Source organism: Micromonospora sp. NPDC048063, from assembly GCF_043202855.1.
Classification (GTDB): Bacteria; Actinomycetota; Actinomycetes; order Mycobacteriales; family Micromonosporaceae; genus Micromonospora.
In genome coordinates, this window is sequence record NZ_JBIDBG010000004.1 from 643,272 (window position 1) to 660,577 (window position 17,306).

The window sequence follows — 17,306 nt, forward strand, 5'->3', positions numbered from 1 at the left end:
CCCACCCCCACCCCGCCCACTCACGTTGATCATGAGGTTGTTGCGGCGACACGCCGGGCGGGGCGACAACAACTTCATGATCAACGGCAGGAGCGGGGGCGGGAAGGGCGGGAGGGGGTCAGGGGAGGGGGTCAGGGGCGGGGGTGGGGCCGGACGGGGACTACCAGGGGGCCGTGGTCGCCGTCGATGACGCGGACGGTGGCGCGGTACCAGGTGGCGAGGAGCTGTTCGGTCAGCACCTCGCGCGGGGTGCCGGCGGCGACCACCCTGCCGTCGGCGAGGAGCACCATGCGGTCGGCGTACTCGCCGGCTATCGAAAGGTCGTGCATGGTGGCGAGCACGGTCAGGCCGTGCTCGCGGCGGAGCCGGTCGACCAGCTCCAGCACCTCCTGCTGATGGCCGATGTCCAGGGCGCTGGTCGGCTCGTCCAGCAGCAGCAGGGTCGCGCCCTGGGCCAGCGCCCGGGCCAGGAAGACCCGCTGCCGCTCGCCCCCGGAAAGGGTGGCCAGCTCCCGGTCCTGGAACCCGGTCAGGTCCAGCCCGTCGAGCACGTCGTACGCGGCGGCCAGGTCGGCGGCCGACTCCCGGCCCAGCGGCGGGATGTACGGGGTGCGGCCCAGCAGCACGTAGTCGAGCACCGACATGCCGGCCGGCACGACCGGGGACTGCGCCACGGTCGCCACCACCCGGGCCCGGTCGCGGCGGCGCAGCGCCTCGCTCGGCGTACCGAAGAGGGAGATGGCGCCCGGCGCGGGCAGCAGGCCGCCGACGGCGCGCAGCAGGGTCGACTTCCCGGCGCCGTTCGGGCCGATCACGGTGACCCACTCGCCCGGGGCGACGGTCAGGTCGACGCCGCCGAGGATCGGCGTGCCGTCGAGGCGGACGTGCAGGTCGCGGACCTCGACGGCGGGGACGGCGGGCCCGGTCGTCCGGTCACCGCCGGCCGCTGGCCGCGGCGCGGGCCCGGTCGTCCGGTCACCGCCGGCCGCCGGCCGCGGCGCGGGCCCGGCCGTCCGGTCACCGCCGGCCGCCGGCTGCAGGGCGGGCCCGCGCGCCCCGCCGTCCGCGGGCCGCGGCACCGGCGCACGTCGCGCGCTCATCCGAGCACCCGCCGGGAGGTACGCAGGACCAGGACGAAGAACGGGCCGCCGAGCAGCGCGGTGACCACGCCGATCGGCACCTCCGCCGGGGCGGCGACGGTGCGCGCGACCACGTCCGTCAGCGCCAGGAAGGCGCCGCCGAAGAGCAGCGAGAGCGGCAGGATCACCCGGTAGCTCGACCCGGCCAGCAGCCGTACGGTGTGCGGCACGATGATCCCGACGAAGCCGATCAGCCCGGAGGCGGAGACCGCGGCGGCGGTGCCGAGCGAGGCGGCGGCGATCAGCAGGTAGCGGGACCGCTGCGGGTGCAGCCCGAGGCCGGTCGCCTCGTCGTCGCCGACGGAGAGCACGTCCAGCTCCCGCCGGTGCAGCAGCACCACCAGGGCGGTGAGGAGGAAGTACGGCAGCACCAGCCGGACGTCGTGCCAGCCGGCGGTGGCGAGCCGCCCGAGCAGCCAGGAGTAGACCTGCTGGATGCTGTCGGAGTTGCGTTGCAGCAGGTAGGTCTGCCCGGCGGAGAGGAACGCGGAGACGGCCACCCCGGCCAGGATCAGCGTCGCCGTGGAGCGGGCGCGCCCGCCGGACGCCCCGAGCAGGTAGGTCATCGCCACCGCGCCGAGTGCGCCGACGAAGGCGGCCAGCGGGATGGTGAGCGGCAGCCCGGTGAGCGCGCCGCCCGCCCCCACCCCGAGGGTGATCACGGCGGTGACCGCCAGCCCGGCCCCGGCCGCCACCCCGAGCAGGTACGGGTCGGCCAGCGGGTTGCGGAACACGCCCTGGTAGCAGCCGCCGGCCAGGGCGAGCAGCCCACCGACCAGCAGGCCGAGCACCACCCGGGGCAGCCGCAGCTCGGTGACGATGGCGATCTCCCGCTCGGTCAGCCCGCTGTCGATGCGTACCCCGGGGACGAGGTTGAGCAGCTCGGCCGCGACGCTGCCCGGCGGCAGGCTGACCGGGCCGAGCGACACCCCGGCGACCAGGGCGACCAGCACGGCGGCGACGCCGGCCACGAGCCAGCGCGGCCGCAGCCCGGCGGGCCGGGACGCGGGGAGCGTCCCGGCCCGCCGGGTGGGTCGTGCCGTGTCGAGGGCCTTGGTCATCGACGGGCGCGGCTCACGCGGGCACCTTGGCGACCGCGTCGATGATGGCCCGGAGCAGGTCCACGACGCGGGGGCCCCAGCGCGAGGCGACGTCGTCGTCGAGCGCGACGACCTGGTTGCCCTTGACCGCGGTGATGCCCGCCCAGCCGGCGCGCGCCTTGACCGTCTCCGCGCTCTGCTGGCAGCACTTGGTGTCGGCGAGGAAGACGAAGTCCGGGTCCGCCTTGACGATGACCTCCTGCGACAGCTGCGGGTAGCCGCCGTTCTTGCCGTCGGCGTCGGCCGGGTCGGCGATGTTCTCCAGGCCGGCCATGGCGTAGAGCGAGCCGATGAAGGTCTTGCTGGTGGCGGTGTACAGCTCCGGGCCGAGCTCGTGGTAGTAGGTCAGCTTCTCGGCGCGCTGCGGCAGGCCGGCGACCAGCTTGGCGATGTCGTCCTTCATCCGCTTGGTGACGTCGGCCGCCTCGCCCGCGTGGCCGGTGAGCGCGCCCAGCTCGGTGATCTGCCGGTACGAGTCGTCCAGGGTGGTCGCGGCCGGGGTGAGGTAGACCGGGATCTTCAGCGTCGTGAGCTGCTCGACGATCTTGTTGCGGTCGTCCGAGAGCACCACCAGGTCGGGGCTCTTGCCGGCGATCGCCTCGGCGTTCGGGGAGAAGCCGGAGAGATCGGTCTTGGGCGCGTCCGCCGGGTAGTTCGAGTTGTCGTCGACGGCGGTCACCTGCTTGCCGGCGCCGATGGCGAAGAGCATCTCGGTGGCCGACGGCGACAGCGACACGATCTTCTCGGGCCGCTTGTCGAGGGTGAGCTTGCCGACGGTGACCGGGTAGGCGGCCGCCGCGGAGCTGCCGCCGGCGGCGGGTGTGTCGGTGGTCTTCTCGGCGCAGGCCCCGAGGGCCAGCGCGGCCACCGCGAGGGTCGCGGCGAAGAACCGGGGGGTACGTCTGAGCATCTGTCCTCCTGTCGGTCGAGGAGCGTGGTGCTTCGCCGACAGGGACCCGTGCGCCCGTCCGCGAGGCGCCCTTCCTCGAGAGCGCGAGTCGCGACCACTGACGCAGGCGACCTGGCTCGTCCCCGCCGCGCCCGGCCTCGGCCGGGAGTGGTGGGGCATCACAGTTGCGGGACAGCGCCGGTTTCGCACCGGCTTCGCTGCTAGTGGTCGGTAGAACCGTAGCGCACGCCCCGGACGTGCCTCGTCGATCCAGGCCGCATCGGCGCTTGTTGATCTACAACAGCAGCGATATGCCCTGGATCGACGCGTGCTGGGGGGTGGTGGGGCCCCGCCGGGGGCGGGACGGGGCCCCACCGGGCTCAGGAACTCGTGATGGTGACGTTGTCCACAGCCGCCTCGACCAGGCTCGCGCCCGAGGCGTCCGCCGCCTCGACCAGGATCCGCACCGACTGGCCGGCGTACGGGGTGAGGTTGACGTTCGCCACCGCCCAGGCGCCGTCGCGGTTGGTGGCCGCCCCGGACTGCGTGAACAGGGCCGTGGTGCCGCCGTTGTGCACCACGCTGACCCGGAAGTAGTCGGCCGACGAGGCGTTCGACCCGTGCGCCAGGTACCAGGCCAGCGAGAGCGTCAGCGTGCCAGCGGACGGCAGGGTCACCGCCGGCGACCGGGCGCTGGTCACGCCGCCGTCGACGTCGTAGTCGCCCGCCCCGGTGCCCGCCAGCCGGCCGGTGACCAGGTCGTTGCTCCCGCCGTACGGGGTGAGCTGCTTGGCGCCGCTGGAGGTGGTCGCCTGGGCGGCGCCCCGCTCCCACGCCCCGAGGGTCGCGGTGTCGGTGCCGTTCGGGTTGGTGGTCCACCCGGTGGCCGTCTCGAAGGTGTCCGACCAGACCGTGGTGCCGCCGCCACCGCCGCAGTACTGCGCCTCCTTGCCGATGACCCGGTACGGGCAGTCGGCGTACTCGCTGAGCAGCAGCACCGCCTCCCGGTTGCGCGAGGTCTGGGCGGGGATCACCTCGTCGGGCGGGTAGAAGCCGCCGCCGAGGGACGAGCCCGGGTACATCTCGAAGGTGTACGCCCAGATGCCGTGCTGCCCCCACATCCAGTCGATGCTGTCGCCGTCGGTGATGTAGAGGTCGCTGGACTGCTGCGGGGTGTAGCCGTTGGTGTTCGCCATCTGCTGACCGAGGGTGGCGAAGGTGCTGTACTGGTCGGCGCTCATGCCGGGAGCGGTGTTGTTGTACGTGTAGCCGAACGGCCAGAGCACCAGCTCCGAGTACGTGTGGAAGTCGATGTTGGCCTTGATCTGCTGCGTGCCGCCGACCACCCGGCTGTTGACGAAGTTGCGCAGCGCCTGGGTCTCCGGGGCGGAGAACGCCGACGGGCCCCGGTAGGTCTCCGACGAGGTCGAGCCGGACGAGCCGCCGCAGCAGCCCCACTGGTAGGACCAGTTGCGGTTCAGGTCGGTGCCCACGTACGACGAGCCGCTGTTCGGCTGCCGGTTCTTGCGCCAGGAGCGGTAGGAGCCGGTGGCGATGTCGTACTCGCTGCCGTCCGGGTTGACCGTCGGCACGATCCAGATCTCCCGGCCGTTGACGATGTTGGTGATCCGGGAGTCGGTGCCGTAGCTGTCGGTGAAGAGGTTGAGCAGGTAGATCGCCATCTCGACGGTCAGGTGCTCGCGGGCGTGCTGCTGCGAGTTGAACAGGATCTCCGGCTCGGCCTCGTCGGTGCCGACGTTGTCGGAGATCTTCACCGCCATCAGGTCGCGCCCCTCGTACGAGGAGCCGATGCTGATCTTCCGGGCGATCGAGGGATGGTCCGCGACCACCTGGTTGACCACGGCGGTCAGCTCCGCGTAGTCGTGGTAGTTGGAGTCGGCGGGCGGGAAGGCGGTCGTGCCGACGTCCCCCTCGGCGTGGCTGTGGCCGTCGGTCGACGGGGCCGGGACCGCCTCCAGCCGGAAGCCGAGCCGGGTGATCGCCGCCGCCTCGGCGGGGGTGGCCGAGACGTTCAGCACGCCGTGCTCGACGTAGTCGATGGCGGCGCCGGTGCCGGCGACCGCGGTGCGGTCGGCCACCGTACGCGGACCGAGCACCCGGTAGGACGCCGCCGGGGAGTCGGCGGCGGGCTCGGGTGCGGGCCGGGCGGTGGCCGGCGCGGCGGCGACGGTGAGCAGGCCGAACCCGGCGGCGACAGCGAGCGCCAGGCGGCGGAGGGCGGGCTTGCGGAAGGCCATGGACAACCTCCTCGGGGGGCGGGAGAAGATCCCGCTCGGTGGAGGACACTCCACCACCGCCCACATGGTCATATCAACATTCATCGCTGCCTTGTTGCATGCCATCCTGATCCTCACACCGGCAAGGATTTTCCAACCGTCGACCTCTGGCGAAAGTTCCTTCCAAGCGGGACACTGACCGGCAACGATCCGCCTGTCTCTGCGGAGGACCCATGTCCAGACCACGCCTGCGCGCGGCCACCCTCGCGGCCGCCACCGCGCTCACCCTTCTCGGCACCGCGGCACCCGCCGTCGCCGCGCCCGTCGCCGCCTCGGCGACCACCCGACCGGTGGTCCACGACGAGCAGATCACCTTCCAGGACTGGACCCGCTACCCCGACTGGCGTCAGGGCAGCCACGCCGGCACGCGGGCCGTCCCCGGCCTCCGGCCGGGCGTCACCCTGGCCACGCCGCTCGGCACCACCGACTACACCGACCCGCACACCGGCGTCACCAAGAGCTGGGAGTACGCGACCTGGACCTCCCCGGTCACCCAGGTCGGGTTCGACGCCACCGAGCTGATCGCCTCGTGGAACGCGGACACCCCGGCCGGCACCTGGATCCAGGTGGAGATGCAGGGCACCTACAACACCGGCGTCCAGACCAAGTGGTACGTGATGGGGCGGTGGGCCTCCGGCGACGCCGACATCAAGCGCACCAGCGTCAACCGGCAGGGCGACCCCTGGTCGACCATCTGGACCGACACCTTCAGCATCGACGACGCCTCCGTCGGGGTGCTGCTGCGGGCGTACCAGCTGCGGCTGACCCTCTACCGGGCGCCGGGACAGCACGCCGCCCCGGTGGTGCACACGCTGGGCGCGATGAGCTCGAACGTGCCCGACCGGTTCACCGTCGAGCCGAGCGCCGGCGGCATCGCCTGGGGCCGGGAACTCGCCGTCCCCCGCTACTCGCAGAACATCCACACCGGCCACTACCCCGAGTACGACGGCGGCGGCCAGGCCTGGTGCTCCCCCACCTCCACCACGATGGTGATCGAGTACTGGGGCCGGAAGGCGTCCGAGGAGGACACCGCCTGGGTCGACCCGACCTACCCGGACCCGACGGTCAACCACGCCGCCCGGATGGTCTACGACTACCAGTACGACGGCGCCGGCAACTGGCCGTTCAACACCGCGTACGCGGCCAGCTTCCCCGGCCTGGAGGCGCGGGTCACCCGGCTGCACTCGCTGGACGAGGTGGAGCGCTTCATCGCCGCCGGCATCCCGGTGGTGACCAGCCAGTCCTTCCTGGCCAGCGAGCTGGACGGCGCGGGCTACGGCACCTCGGGGCACCTGTTCGTGATCGTCGGCTTCACCGCCGAGGGCGACGTGATCGTGAACGACCCCGCCTCGTCCAGCAACGAGGCGGTGCGCAACGTCTACCCGCGCGAGCAGTTCGAGCAGATCTGGCTGCGGACCAAGCGGATCAACGCCAGCGGCGGGGTCTCCGGCGGCTCCGGCGGCGTCGTCTACCTGATCAAGCCCGAGCGGATGCCGTGGCCGACGGTCGAAGGCTCCACCAACTGGTGATCTGACGGGCCCGACGGCACGGTCGAGGGGTTCGCGTCACCCGGGTCCACCCCGGGGCGCGAGCCCCTCGTCACTTCTCGGCGGCGGGGCCGTCCGGGCCCTGGTCGTCGCCGGCGAGGGCGGAGCGGAGGCGCTCCTTCTCGGTGCGGCGCCGCTCGGCGGCCTCGGCCATCTCCACCGCCATCTCGTCCCGCCAGCCCTTGAGCAGGAAGAACGAGGCGGCGGCCGAGAAGGCCAGCGCCAGCATCAGCTTGACGAAGAGGTTCATGTCGACCAGCCAGAGGGCCGCCAGCACGGCGACGAACAGCCCGATCCGGCCCAGCGTGTACTTGACCGCCGCGCTCACGTTGCGCACTCCGTTCTCCGCCGCCGGGGTGGCCCCGGCGGAAGGTTCAGCCCGTCCGGCGGGCCAGCCAGTGGACGCCGTGGAACCAGACGACCGCGTACCCGAGGGTGAACGCCGCCGCACCCAGCCCGCCGGAGACCAGCGGGGCGAGCCCGGCGGCCAGGCCGGCCACCACCAGCCCGGCGACCAGCCCCACCGCGCCCGCCACGAGCGCCGCCACCACCCGGGCCGCCCCGAACTCCCAGGCCCGGAAGTCGTCCCAGAACAGCCAGGCCGGCAGGATGACCGCCAGCCAGCCGTTGGCCCGGCCGAAGTCACCGCTGCCGATCAGCGCGAACGCCCAGTCGAACAGCACCACCGCCAGCACGCCGATGACCAGCCCGGCCAGGCTCACCCCGAGCAGGTCGCCCAGGGTGAGGATGCGCCCCTCGGCGTCACGCCGGGGGAACCCGCTCCGCTGCTCGGTCATGGCCTACGAGATTACGTGCCGGCTCAGGCCCAGACCTGCTGCGGCTCGGCGCGGCGCTCGGCCAGGGACGGGGCGGCATCGTACTCGCGGACCACCTCGTAGCGGGTGTTCCGCTCGACGGGGCGGAAGCCGGCGTCCCAGATCAGGTGCAGCAGGTCGTCCCGGTGCATGGTGTTCGGCGTGCCGTACGAGTCGGCATCGTGGGTGATCTTGTATTCGACGACCGAGCCGTCCAGGTCGTCCACGCCGAAGTTGAGCGAGAGCTGGGCCACCGAGAGGCCGTGCATCACCCAGAAGCACTTCACGTGCGGGACGTTGTCGAAGAGCAGCCGGGAGACCGCGAAAGTCTTCAGCGACTCGGCCGGCGAGGCCATCGTCGTCCGCGCCTGGATCCGGTTACGGATCTTGCCGTCCGCCGAGTCGACGAAGTCGTGCTGGTAACGCAGCGGGATGAAGACCATGAAGCCGCCGGTCTCGTCCTGCAACTCGCGCAGCCGCAGCACGTGGTCCACCCGGTGCCGGGGCTCCTCGATGTGGCCGTAGAGCATGGTCGACGGCGTCTTCATGCCCTTGCCGTGCGCCAGGCGGTGGATCCGCGACCAGTCCTCCCAGTGGCAGGCGTGGTCGACGATGTGCTGGCGGACCTCCCAGTCGAAGATCTCCGCGCCGCCGCCGGTCAGCGACTCCAGGCCGGCGTCCATCAGCTCGTCGAGGATCTCGTCGGCGCTCAGGCCGCTGATCTTCTCGAACCACTGCACCTCGGTCGCGGTGAACGCCTTGAGCTTGACGTTCGGCAGCGCCGCCTTCAGCTCGCGCAGGACCTTCGGGTAGTAGCGCCAGGGCAGGGTCGGGTGCAGGCCGTTGACGATGTGCAGCTCGGTGAGCTGCTCGTCCTCCATCTCCTTGGCCTTGCGGACCGCCTCGTCGATACGCATCGTGTAGGCGTCCTTCTCGCCCGGCTTGCGCTGGAACGAGCAGTACGCGCACGAGGCGGAGCAGACGTTGGTGAGGTTGAGGTGCCGGTTGACGTTGAACATCACCCGGTCGCCGTTGAGCTCCGTACGCCTGTGGTGGGCCAGCCGCCCCAGCCACGTCAGGTCGTCGCTGTCGTAGAGGGCGATGCCGTCCTCGCGGGTCAGCCGCTCGCCGGCGTACACCTTCGCTTCGAGCTCACGCTTGAGTCCGGCGTCCATCGAAAGCCACGTCCCTTCCACCTGCGGTAGGAATCGAGCCTACGTCCACCTGCCGACGCCGCCGCAGCACGGTCGGCCCCCGTGGGCCGGTTCACCGAACTCTCAGCCTCCCGTTACCTCTCGACGCATCGACATGGCTGCGTGGGTGAGGTAAGACAGGATGGGACGTTCGCCACACACTGGTAGCGTCCTCACGGCCGCGTCCACCCTGACGCGGCGACACCACGCCGGACGGGGAGCGGAATGGTCGACAGCGGGCGCGGGCGACGGCAGCGACGACGGAGCCCGGTGGTCTCGCCGGTACTGCGTCCGGCGCTCTGGTCCGCCCTGCTCGGAGCCGTCGCCGCCACGGTCCTCGCCAACCCGGTCCACGCCGACCCGGCGCTGCCCACCAGCGTCCCCGACACCGGCCTCCGGCCGGCCGTCACCGGTCAGCTCCAGCTCCCCGGCGGCGCGCCCGTCACCGGGGCGCCGGGCCTCGGCGGGGTGCCGGGCGTGCCGGCCGGCAACCTGATCGACGGCCCGCTCGCCACCCAGATCTACGCCGCCGAGGCCCAGGTCGGGCAGCTCCGCGACCAACTGCTCGTGCTGCTGCAGAAGCGCACCGAGGCCGAGGGCCAGCGGGCCACCGCCGAACGCGACCTCGCACTCGCCCGGGACGCGCTGGCCCGCGCCCAGGAGGGCGCCGACGCCGCCGCCGCGGGCGCGTTCAAGGCCGCCGCCGCCCTCCCGCCCGGCGAGTTCGCCAACGACCTGCACGAGCTGAGCCGGCTCTCCCGGATCATCCGCGGCGAGAAGGCCGAGGGCGGCACCACCGCCGCCGAGGGCGAGCTGTCCCGGGCCCGCACTGGCGAGCAGGTGGCCGGCCAGGCACTGGTCTCGGCCGAGTCCCGACTCAAGGGCGCCCAGACGGAATACGCCGCCGGCGAGAAGGCCCTGCGCGACGCCGAAGCGAAGCTGGCCAAGCTGCGCCGGGACAACGCCGCGCAGCTCATCGAGCTGGAGCGCCAGCAGGAGGCCCTCGACCAGCAGCTCGGCGCCGGCTACGTCGGCAACGAGACCGCCAACGGCCTGGCCGCCCACCCCACGGCTCTGAAGGCCCTGGCGTACGCCAAGGCGCAGCTCGGCGACCCCTACCTGTGGGCCGCCGAGGGGCCGGACCGGTTCGACTGCTCCGGCCTGATCTACGCCGCCTACCGGTCGGCGGGCTACTACGGGCTGCCCCGGGTCTCCCGGGACCAGTACTACGCCACCCGGTCCCGCACCGTGTCCCGCAGCGCGCTGCTCCCCGGTGACCTGCTCTTCTTCGCCTCCGGCACGAGCTGGACGACGATCCACCACATGGGCATGTACGTCGGCGGCGGCAAGATGATCCACGCGCCGACCACCGGCGACGTCGTCAAGATCTCCACGGTGCGCTGGTCCCGGCTCTACGCCGCCACCCGGGTGATCGGGGCGGTGCCCGCGCCGACGAGCACCCCGTCGCCGTCGCCGTCGCAGACCAAGCCGCCCTCGCCGAAGCCGACGGAAAGCCCCAAGCCGACCCCGAAGCCCACCTCCCCGTCGCCGTCCCCGTCGACCTCGCCCTCGGCGACCCCCACCGGTTCGCCGTCGCCCACGACGTCGCCCAGCGCGTCGACCTCGCCGTCGCCGTCGCCGACCGGGTCGTCGCCGGCGGCGAGCCGCTCGGCCTCGTCGGAGCCGAGCGCCACGTCCGGCAGCGTGGCGCCGACCACGGCGGCGAGCAGCACCGACCCGGAGGGCAGCACGTCAGCCACCGCCTCGGCCAGCACGGGTAGCTGACCGGGACGCGCCGGCTCCGCCCGGCGCGCCGACGCCGGTCGCCACGGGCCAGGGGCCCGGAACGCACTCCGGCTGTGCCGCCGGGCCGGAATATGGCACGGTGACAGTCAGGCACGCCCGGTCCGACGTCGCGGATCCGGGCGCGAGCGCGGCGCGGAGGGCGAGCATGGCCGAGCAAGAGGTTCCGGCGGAGCCGGTCGACCACGGATCCACGCCCGACCGGAGCCGCGCCGACGCCCCGGCGCCCACCGGCGGGTCCATCGCGACCTCGGCCGACGGCAGCCCGGCGTCGGGCACCGGCTCCGCGGGCACGTCGGGGCCGTCGACGGAGCCGCCCGCCGACGACGTACGCCGACAGCCCGCCCGGGGCCGGGTGAGCGTGGCCACCGCGGCCGCGCCCGGCAGGGGCGACGCGGCACCGCCGGCCCGCCCGACCGCCGGCACCACCTACCGGGCCACCGGTGCGGCCGCTCCGGCCGGCACGCCGGTCCCCGAGCAGCGGGCCGCGGCGGCCCGGGCCAGCGCCGCCGTGCCCGGGATGCGACGGGTCTCCGCCGACGAGGCCTCGGCCATCCGGTCGACCACGGGCGAGGCGAGGGTCTACCGGGCGGCGCCGGTCAACCCGGAGCCGCCGGAGCCCGCCCAGCCGCCGGAACCGGCACAGCCGCCCAAGCCGCCGGTGCCGGAGCCCGAGCCGGCGCCGGCCCCCGTGCCGCCGGTGCCCGGCCCGAACCCGCCGTCCCCGGCCCCGCCGGTCCCGACCCCGACCCCACCGGTCCCGACCCCGCCGATCCCCGTCCCGACGCCGCCCCGGCCGGGGCCCACCCCACCGGGCCCGGTGCCGCCCGTGCCGGGTCCGCCGACGCCGCCGCCCGGGCCGCCGGTGCCCGCCCCGCCGCCACCGCCCGGCCCGATGCCGGCGCCGCCGTTCCCGCCGCCGCCCGCCACGGCCACCGCGCCCGTCCCGGCCCCGCCGGCAGCGCCCGCGAGCCCGCCGGCGTCCCCGGTCCCGTCTGTCTCCGCCCCGCCGGCGTCCGCGCCGTCGTTCACCACGCCGTCGTTCACCACGCCGTCGGCCTCCCCGCCGCTGCTCTCCGCCCCGCCAGCGTCCGCGCCGCCGGTCTCCGCGGGGCCCGTACCCGCTCCCGCGCTGCCGACCTGGCCGGCGCCGACCAGCCCCGGTGACGGCCGGCCGGGCGGCACCGAGCCGGCCACGGCCCCCGGGGAGGCACGCCGGCTGACCGATCGCCCCGCCGACGCGGGTCGTGGCGGAGGCCCGGCGGCGCCGGGCGGGCGGCCCGACGCCGCCCCCGCCGGGCGCTTCGACGGCGGGACCGACCTGGGCACGATCTACGGTGCCGGCTCGGAAGGCCCGGGCTTCGCCACCGTCTCCTTCCCGACCAACCCGCAGGAGAACTCCGGCTCGTTGACCGGGCACATCCTGGCCCAGGGCTGGACGGAGACCCCCACCGAGGAGCGGTCCAGCACGGCCAGGGTCATGATCGTCCTGGCCGCCTCGCTGGGTCTGCTCGTGGCGATCAGCGTGCTGGTCGTCCTGCTGGCCACCGACACCGTGGGCGGTCTGGTGGGCGGCGTCCTGACCAAGTGAGCCGCCCGGCGACGACCATGGTGAGCCCGCCCACTACCGATCCGTGGTGCGGTGGCGGGTTCGCCGCTCCGCCGTACACTGGTGGAGATCACTGACCCGGCGCGCGTCGTGCGCGCCCATGGGCGATCTTGCGGGCGATTCGGCGGCGTTCAGCTGCGGCAGGCCGACGCGAAGATGCGCCCCGCTCGAAAGGCATTTCTTGACCGCGTTTGCTGAACCCAGCACGTTTCCGCCCGCCCTCGACACCGCCGACGCGCAGGCCCTCGTCGAGCGGGACGCCACCCCGCAGGACTCCGCCGCACCGGTGACGGCCGAGGCCACCGACTTCGCCGCGCTGGGGCTGCCCCAGCCGCTGGTCCGCGCGCTCGCCCGGCAGGGCATCACCGCCCCGTTCGAGATCCAGCGCGCCACCATGCCGGACGCGCTCGCCGGCCGGGACGTCCTCGGTCGGGGCCAGACCGGCTCCGGCAAGACCCTGGCCTTCGGCCTGCCGCTGCTGGCCCGGGTGGCCGACGGCGAGCGGGCCCGGCCGCTGCACCCGCGGGCCCTGGTCCTGGTGCCGACCCGCGAGCTCGCCATGCAGGTCAACGACGCGCTGCTGCCGCTCGGCAAGGCCGTCGGCGTGTTCCTGAAGACCGCCGTCGGCGGCGTGCCGTACGACCGGCAGATCGACGCCCTGCGGCGCGGCGTGGAGATCGTCGTGGCCACCCCGGGCCGGCTGGGCGACCTGATCGCCCGGGGCGTGTGCCACCTGGACGACGTGGAGATCACGGTCCTCGACGAGGCCGACCAGATGGCCGACATGGGCTTCCTGCCCGAGGTCACCGAGCTGCTGGCGAAGACGCCGGCGGGCACCCAGCGGCTGCTCTTCTCGGCCACTCTGGACGGTGACGTCGACGCGCTGGTCAAGCGGTTCATGACCGATCCGGTGACCCACTCGACCGCCCCGTCCACCGCATCGGTGTCCACCATGGACCACCACATGCTGCTGATCCCGCCGCACGACAAGTTCCCGGTGGCGGCGTCCATCGCGGCCCGGGACGGGCGGACCATGGTCTTCGCCCGCACCCAGCTCGGCGTCGACCGGCTGGTCGAGCAGCTCGCCGCCGTGGGCGTACGCGCGGGTGGCCTGCACGGCGGCAAGACGCAGCGGATGCGTACCCGCACGCTGGCCGAGTTCCGTGAGGGTCGGATGAACGTCCTGGTCGCCACGGACGTGGCGGCCCGGGGCATCCACGTGGACGGCGTCTCGCTGGTGCTGCACGTCGACCCGCCGAAGGACCCGAAGGACTACCTGCACCGCGCGGGGCGTACCGCTCGGGCCGGGGAGTCGGGCGCGGTCGCCACGCTGGTGCTGCCGAAGCAGCGCCGGACGACCCTCGCCATGCTGGAGAAGGCCGGCGTGGCGCCGGCCGAGACCCGGGTGCGCGCCGGCGACCCGGCGCTCGCCGAGCTGACCGGCGCCCGCGAGCCGAGCGGCGTCCCGGTCCGCAACGAGCCCGAGGAGCCGCGCCGGCACGGCGACCGGCCGGGCGGCCCGCGCCGCTTCGGTGACCGCGACGCCCGGGGCGAGCGCCGCTACGGCGACCGGCCCCAGGGCGAGCGGCGCTACGGCGACCGGCCCCAGGGCGAGCGCCGCTACGGCGATCGGCCCACCGAGGGACGCGGCTACGGCGAGCGGGGCTTCGCGGACCGGGGCGAGCGCCGCTACGGCGACCGGCCGCACGGCGAGCGCGGCTACGGCGACCGCCCCCAGGGCGAGCGCCGCTACGGCGACCGGCCCACCGAGGGACGCGGCTACAGCGACCGGGACGGGCGCGGCGAGCGCCGCTACGGCGACCGGCCGCAGGGCGACCGCCGCGGCTACGGCGACCGCCCCCAGGGCGAGCGCCGCTACGGCGACCGGCCCACGGAGGGGCGCGGCTACGGCGACCGGCCCACCGACAGCCGGGGCTACGGCGATCGACCGCAGGGCGAGCGCCGCTACGGCGACCGGCCCACCGAGGGACGCGGCTACGGCGAGCGCGGCGAGCGGCGCTTCGGCGACCGGGGCGGCTTCCGGCCCGAGGGCCGGGGTCGCGACGACCGGCCGCGCGACGAGCGGCGGGGCTTCGGCGGGCGACCGCCGTCGCGTACCCACTGATCACGAGCACCGACCGGAACGCCGTCGCGGAGCCCACGCTCCACGGCGGCGTTTCCGCATCCGCTGCCGGTGTCGGTCGCGTCGCGTAACGTCCGGCTCATGCCGACCATGCCGAAGTCGCTCTTCTGGACCCGGGCGGACACCGCCGGCACGGAGCACGCGCTGTTCGACGACGGCCGGGGGCTGACCGCTCGGGGCACGCTCACGGCTGTCGACCCGGTCCCCTACACCTGTCGCTACCAGCTCACCACCGACCCGCAGTGGGTGACCGCCCGGGCCGAGGTCGAGGTGGAGGGCTCCGGGTGGCTGCGGAGCGTACGCCTGGAACGGGCCGGCGACCGGTGGCGGGTGACCACCGGCGAGCAGGGCGACCTGGACGCGGCGCTGCGGGCCGCCGGCCATCCACCCGCCGGGCTGCCCGGCACGGACGACCCGGACCGGCTGGCCGAGGCGCTGGACGTCGACCTCGGCGGTTCGCCGCTGTTCAACGCCCTGCCGGTGCACCGTCTCGGGTTGCCCCGCGCGCCGGCCGACACGCCGCACCGGGTCGCCGTCGCCTGGGTGCTGGTGCCCAGCCTGATGGTGGTGCCCGCCGAGCAGGTCTACACGCCGCTCGGCCCCGGCCGGGTCCGCTTCACCAGCGACACGTTCACCGCCGACATCGACCTCGACGCCGACGGCTACGTGGTGCGCTACCCGGGGTTGGCCGAGCGCGTCGACCCGCGCTGACTACCTGGCCCCGTGCCGGAGTCGGCCAGCCGGGCGTGCCGCCGCGGGTCAGGCCGGCCAGGCGCCGTCGGCGAGGAAGCGCTCGATCGTCGCCAGGTGCGGGCCCAGGTCGAGCCCCTGGGCGGCCACCCAGTCGTCGGCGTAGTAGGTGTCGGCGTAGCGGTCGCCGGCGTCGCAGATCAGGGTGACCACCGAGCCGGTGCGGCCCTCGGCGAGCATCTCCGCGATCAGCCCGAAGGCGCCCCACAGGTTCGTGCCGGTCGAGCCACCCACCCGGCGGCCGAGCACGGCCGAGCCGGCCCGCATGGCGGCCAGCGAGGCGGCGTCGGGCACCTGGACCATCCGGTCCACCACCGAGGGCAGGAACGACGCCTCGACGGTCGGCCGGCCGATCCCCTCGATCCGCGAGCCGCGCCCGGTGCGGACCGACCAGTCGGCCGCCTGCCAGGCGGGATAGAACGCGGAGTTCTCCGGGTCGACCACGCAGAGCTTGGTGGGCAGCCGCCGGTAGCGGGCGTACCGGCCGATGGTGGCGCTGGTGCCGCCGGTGCCGGCGCCCACCACGATCCACGCCGGCACGGGGTGCCGCTCCAGGGCGAGCTGCGCGTAGATCGACTCGGCGATGTTGTTGTTGCCCCGCCAGTCGGTGGCCCGCTCGGCGAAGGTGAACTGGTCCATGAAGCGCCCGCCGGAGTCCTCCGCCAGCCAGCGGGCCTCGACGACCACCTTGGCCGGGTCGTCGACGAGGTGGCAGCGGCCGCCCTGGAACTCGATCTGGGCGATCTTCTCCGGCGAGGTGGAGGCCGGCATCACGGCGATGAACGGCAGCCCCAGCATCCGCGCGAAGTACGCCTCCGAGACCGCCGTCGAGCCGGAGGACGCCTCGACGATCGTGGTGCCCGGACCGATCCAGCCGTTGCACAGCCCGTAGAGGAAGAGCGAGCGGGCCAGCCGGTGCTTGAGGGAGCCGGTGGGGTGCACCGACTCGTCCTTCAGGTAGAGGTCGATCCCCCACGCCCGGGGCAGCGGGAACGGCAGCAGGTGGGTGTCGGCGGACCGGTTGGCGTCCGCCTCGACGGTGGCGATCGCATCGGTCACCCAGCGCCGGCTGGCCTCGTCGCACCGGTCGAGATGAGTCACGTCCGAAACCTAGCAAGCCCGCTCAGCGCGGCTCGGCTCCGGCCCGGCGGCGCTGGCGGCGCTGACCCGCCCGGCCGGCCGCGAGGATCAGCGGGGCGAGCCGCACGGCCGGGCCGGGCAGCGCGTCGAGCAGCCGGACCTGCGCGCCGCGCCAGCGCGGCACGCTGACCACCGGGCGGGGCCGGCGGGCCAGGCGCGCGGCCCGGCGGGCCACCCGCTCGGGGTGCAGCAGCGTCCCGGTGAAGGAGGCCGCGGCGCCCGGGTCGTCGAGCCGGTCGTGCAGCATCGGCGTCCAGATCCCGTCCGGGCAGAGGCACGACACGTGTACGCCCCGGTGCCCGGCCAGCCGCAGGTCGGCGAGGGTGCCGATGCTGAAGGCCACCAGGGCGTGCTTGCTGGCCGCGTAGACGGTCTCGCCGGGGGCGGCCACCAGCCCGGCCAGCGAGACGACGTTGACCACGTGCCCGTGCCCCTGCGCCCGCATGACGGCCAGAGCGGCGAGGGTGCCGTTCATCGCGCCGAGTGTGTTCACCTCGACCACCCGGCGGCGGGTCGCCGCGTCGTGCTCCCAGGAGGGGCCGGTGACGAGGATGCCGGCGTTGTTCACCCAGAGGCCGAGCCCGCCCCGGCCGGCCGCCTCGGCGGCGACGGCGGCGCAGGCGGCCTCGTCGCGGACGTCCAGCGGGCGGGACCAGCCGCCGAGCGGCGCGGCGGCGTCGGCCACCGCCCCGGCGTCGAGGTCGGTGAGGAGCACCGGCCAGCCGTCGGCGTGCAGGGCGGCGGCGATGGCCCGGCCGAGGCCGCCGGCGGCGCCGGTGACCACGGCCGCCCCGGGGACGGGCTTCGTCATCGGCGCACGCTATCGCCGCCGGCTGCGGGACGCCAGGGCCGGCGGGACGACCCGGCGGGCCAGGCGGGCC

The 17,306-nt window shown here is 74.5% G+C and carries 14 protein-coding genes and 1 riboswitch; of the genes, 5 read left to right on the forward strand and 9 right to left on the reverse strand.

The genetic code is table 11. The annotated features are described in order from the left end of the window. Positions 1–131: 131 nt before the first annotated feature. The 4 genes from ACGFZ2_RS14760 to ACGFZ2_RS14775 all read right to left on the reverse strand — a co-directional run bounded on the left by ACGFZ2_RS14760 (position 132) and on the right by ACGFZ2_RS14775 (position 5,386). Positions 132–1,100: an ATP-binding cassette domain-containing protein gene (locus ACGFZ2_RS14760; RefSeq protein WP_393453526.1), complete on the reverse strand. Its 969-nt coding sequence runs from the start codon at positions 1,098–1,100 to the stop codon at positions 132–134. Then, entirely contained in the window at positions 1,097–2,200 is a 1,104-nt protein-coding gene (locus tag ACGFZ2_RS14765; protein WP_393257432.1) for a FecCD family ABC transporter permease, read from the reverse strand. Before ACGFZ2_RS14765 ends, ACGFZ2_RS14760 begins: the two co-directional genes overlap by 4 nt. Positions 2,201–2,213: 13 nt before the next feature. Further along, entirely contained in the window at positions 2,214–3,149 is a 936-nt protein-coding gene (locus tag ACGFZ2_RS14770) for an ABC transporter substrate-binding protein (RefSeq protein ID WP_393453529.1), read from the reverse strand. Between the two features lie 110 nt (positions 3,150–3,259). After that, positions 3,260–3,342: riboswitch (cobalamin riboswitch) on the reverse strand. A gap of 166 nt (positions 3,343–3,508) precedes the next feature. Further along, positions 3,509–5,386, reverse strand: a complete 1,878-nt coding sequence (locus ACGFZ2_RS14775) for a M14 family metallopeptidase (protein WP_393453532.1) — start codon at positions 5,384–5,386, stop codon at positions 3,509–3,511. Between the two features lie 212 nt (positions 5,387–5,598). Here ACGFZ2_RS14775 and ACGFZ2_RS14780 point away from each other — a divergent pair, with 212 nt between their 5' ends. After that, positions 5,599–6,954, forward strand: coding sequence for a C39 family peptidase (locus tag ACGFZ2_RS14780; RefSeq protein ID WP_393453535.1), 1,356 nt, complete (start codon positions 5,599–5,601; stop codon positions 6,952–6,954). 70 nt (positions 6,955–7,024) lie between these two features. On the opposite strand, the gene ACGFZ2_RS14785 is transcribed toward ACGFZ2_RS14780, so the two are convergent. Genes ACGFZ2_RS14785 through mqnE form a run of 3 tightly spaced genes read right to left on the reverse strand, consistent with a single transcriptional unit; the run spans position 7,025 to position 8,962 of the window. Further along, positions 7,025–7,300, reverse strand: coding sequence for a DUF4229 domain-containing protein (locus ACGFZ2_RS14785; RefSeq protein ID WP_393259160.1), 276 nt, complete (start codon positions 7,298–7,300; stop codon positions 7,025–7,027). Positions 7,301–7,346: 46 nt separating this feature from the next. Next, positions 7,347–7,769, reverse strand: coding sequence for a hypothetical protein (locus tag ACGFZ2_RS14790; protein ID WP_393257424.1), 423 nt, complete (start codon positions 7,767–7,769; stop codon positions 7,347–7,349). Positions 7,770–7,792: 23 nt separating this feature from the next. After that, entirely contained in the window at positions 7,793–8,962 is a 1,170-nt protein-coding gene (gene mqnE, locus ACGFZ2_RS14795) for an aminofutalosine synthase MqnE (protein ID WP_393257422.1), read from the reverse strand. 243 nt (positions 8,963–9,205) lie between these two features. Here mqnE and ACGFZ2_RS14800 point away from each other — a divergent pair, with 243 nt between their 5' ends. The 4 genes from ACGFZ2_RS14800 (at position 9,206) to ACGFZ2_RS14815 (ending at position 15,246) form a co-directional block, all read left to right on the forward strand. Continuing rightward, complete coding sequence (locus ACGFZ2_RS14800; RefSeq protein ID WP_393453538.1) at positions 9,206–10,765, forward strand: C40 family peptidase; 1,560 nt, start codon at positions 9,206–9,208, stop codon at positions 10,763–10,765. Between the two features lie 166 nt (positions 10,766–10,931). Further along, complete coding sequence (locus ACGFZ2_RS14805) at positions 10,932–12,374, forward strand: hypothetical protein (RefSeq protein ID WP_393453541.1); 1,443 nt, start codon at positions 10,932–10,934, stop codon at positions 12,372–12,374. Between the two features lie 199 nt (positions 12,375–12,573). Beyond that, positions 12,574–14,517, forward strand: coding sequence for a DEAD/DEAH box helicase (locus tag ACGFZ2_RS14810; RefSeq protein WP_393453544.1), 1,944 nt, complete (start codon positions 12,574–12,576; stop codon positions 14,515–14,517). 108 nt (positions 14,518–14,625) lie between these two features. Then, positions 14,626–15,246 (forward strand): putative glycolipid-binding domain-containing protein, encoded by a 621-nt coding sequence (locus tag ACGFZ2_RS14815; RefSeq protein ID WP_393453704.1) that lies wholly within the window; start codon positions 14,626–14,628, stop codon positions 15,244–15,246. Between the two features lie 48 nt (positions 15,247–15,294). Here ACGFZ2_RS14815 and ACGFZ2_RS14820 read toward each other — a convergent pair whose 3' ends face one another. Together ACGFZ2_RS14820 and ACGFZ2_RS14825 are read right to left on the reverse strand one after the other, a co-directional pair. After that, positions 15,295–16,386 (reverse strand): PLP-dependent cysteine synthase family protein, encoded by a 1,092-nt coding sequence (locus tag ACGFZ2_RS14820; RefSeq protein ID WP_393257414.1) that lies wholly within the window; start codon positions 16,384–16,386, stop codon positions 15,295–15,297. A gap of 22 nt (positions 16,387–16,408) precedes the next feature. Then, on the reverse strand, positions 16,409–17,236 hold the full coding sequence (locus ACGFZ2_RS14825; protein ID WP_393257412.1) for an SDR family oxidoreductase: 828 nt from the start codon (positions 17,234–17,236) through the stop codon (positions 16,409–16,411). Positions 17,237–17,306 lie beyond the last annotated feature (70 nt).

Coding starts and splice junctions, on each gene's coding strand:
- ACGFZ2_RS14780 (WP_393453535.1), top strand. CDS start 5,599: ATGTCCAGACCACGCCTGCGCGCGGCCACCCTCGCGGCCGCCACCGCG.
- ACGFZ2_RS14800 (WP_393453538.1), top strand. CDS start 9,206: ATGGTCGACAGCGGGCGCGGGCGACGGCAGCGACGACGGAGCCCGGTG.
- ACGFZ2_RS14815 (WP_393453704.1), top strand. CDS start 14,626: ATGCCGAAGTCGCTCTTCTGGACCCGGGCGGACACCGCCGGCACGGAG.
- ACGFZ2_RS14825 (WP_393257412.1), bottom strand. CDS start 17,236: ATGACGAAGCCCGTCCCCGGGGCGGCCGTGGTCACCGGCGCCGCCGGC.
- mqnE (WP_393257422.1), bottom strand. CDS start 8,962: ATGGACGCCGGACTCAAGCGTGAGCTCGAAGCGAAGGTGTACGCCGGC.
- ACGFZ2_RS14775 (WP_393453532.1), bottom strand. CDS start 5,386: ATGGCCTTCCGCAAGCCCGCCCTCCGCCGCCTGGCGCTCGCTGTCGCC.
- ACGFZ2_RS14760 (WP_393453526.1), bottom strand. CDS start 1,100: ATGAGCGCGCGACGTGCGCCGGTGCCGCGGCCCGCGGACGGCGGGGCG.
- ACGFZ2_RS14765 (WP_393257432.1), bottom strand. CDS start 2,200: ATGACCAAGGCCCTCGACACGGCACGACCCACCCGGCGGGCCGGGACG.
- ACGFZ2_RS14770 (WP_393453529.1), bottom strand. CDS start 3,149: ATGCTCAGACGTACCCCCCGGTTCTTCGCCGCGACCCTCGCGGTGGCC.
- ACGFZ2_RS14805 (WP_393453541.1), top strand. CDS start 10,932: ATGGCCGAGCAAGAGGTTCCGGCGGAGCCGGTCGACCACGGATCCACG.
- ACGFZ2_RS14790 (WP_393257424.1), bottom strand. CDS start 7,769: ATGACCGAGCAGCGGAGCGGGTTCCCCCGGCGTGACGCCGAGGGGCGC.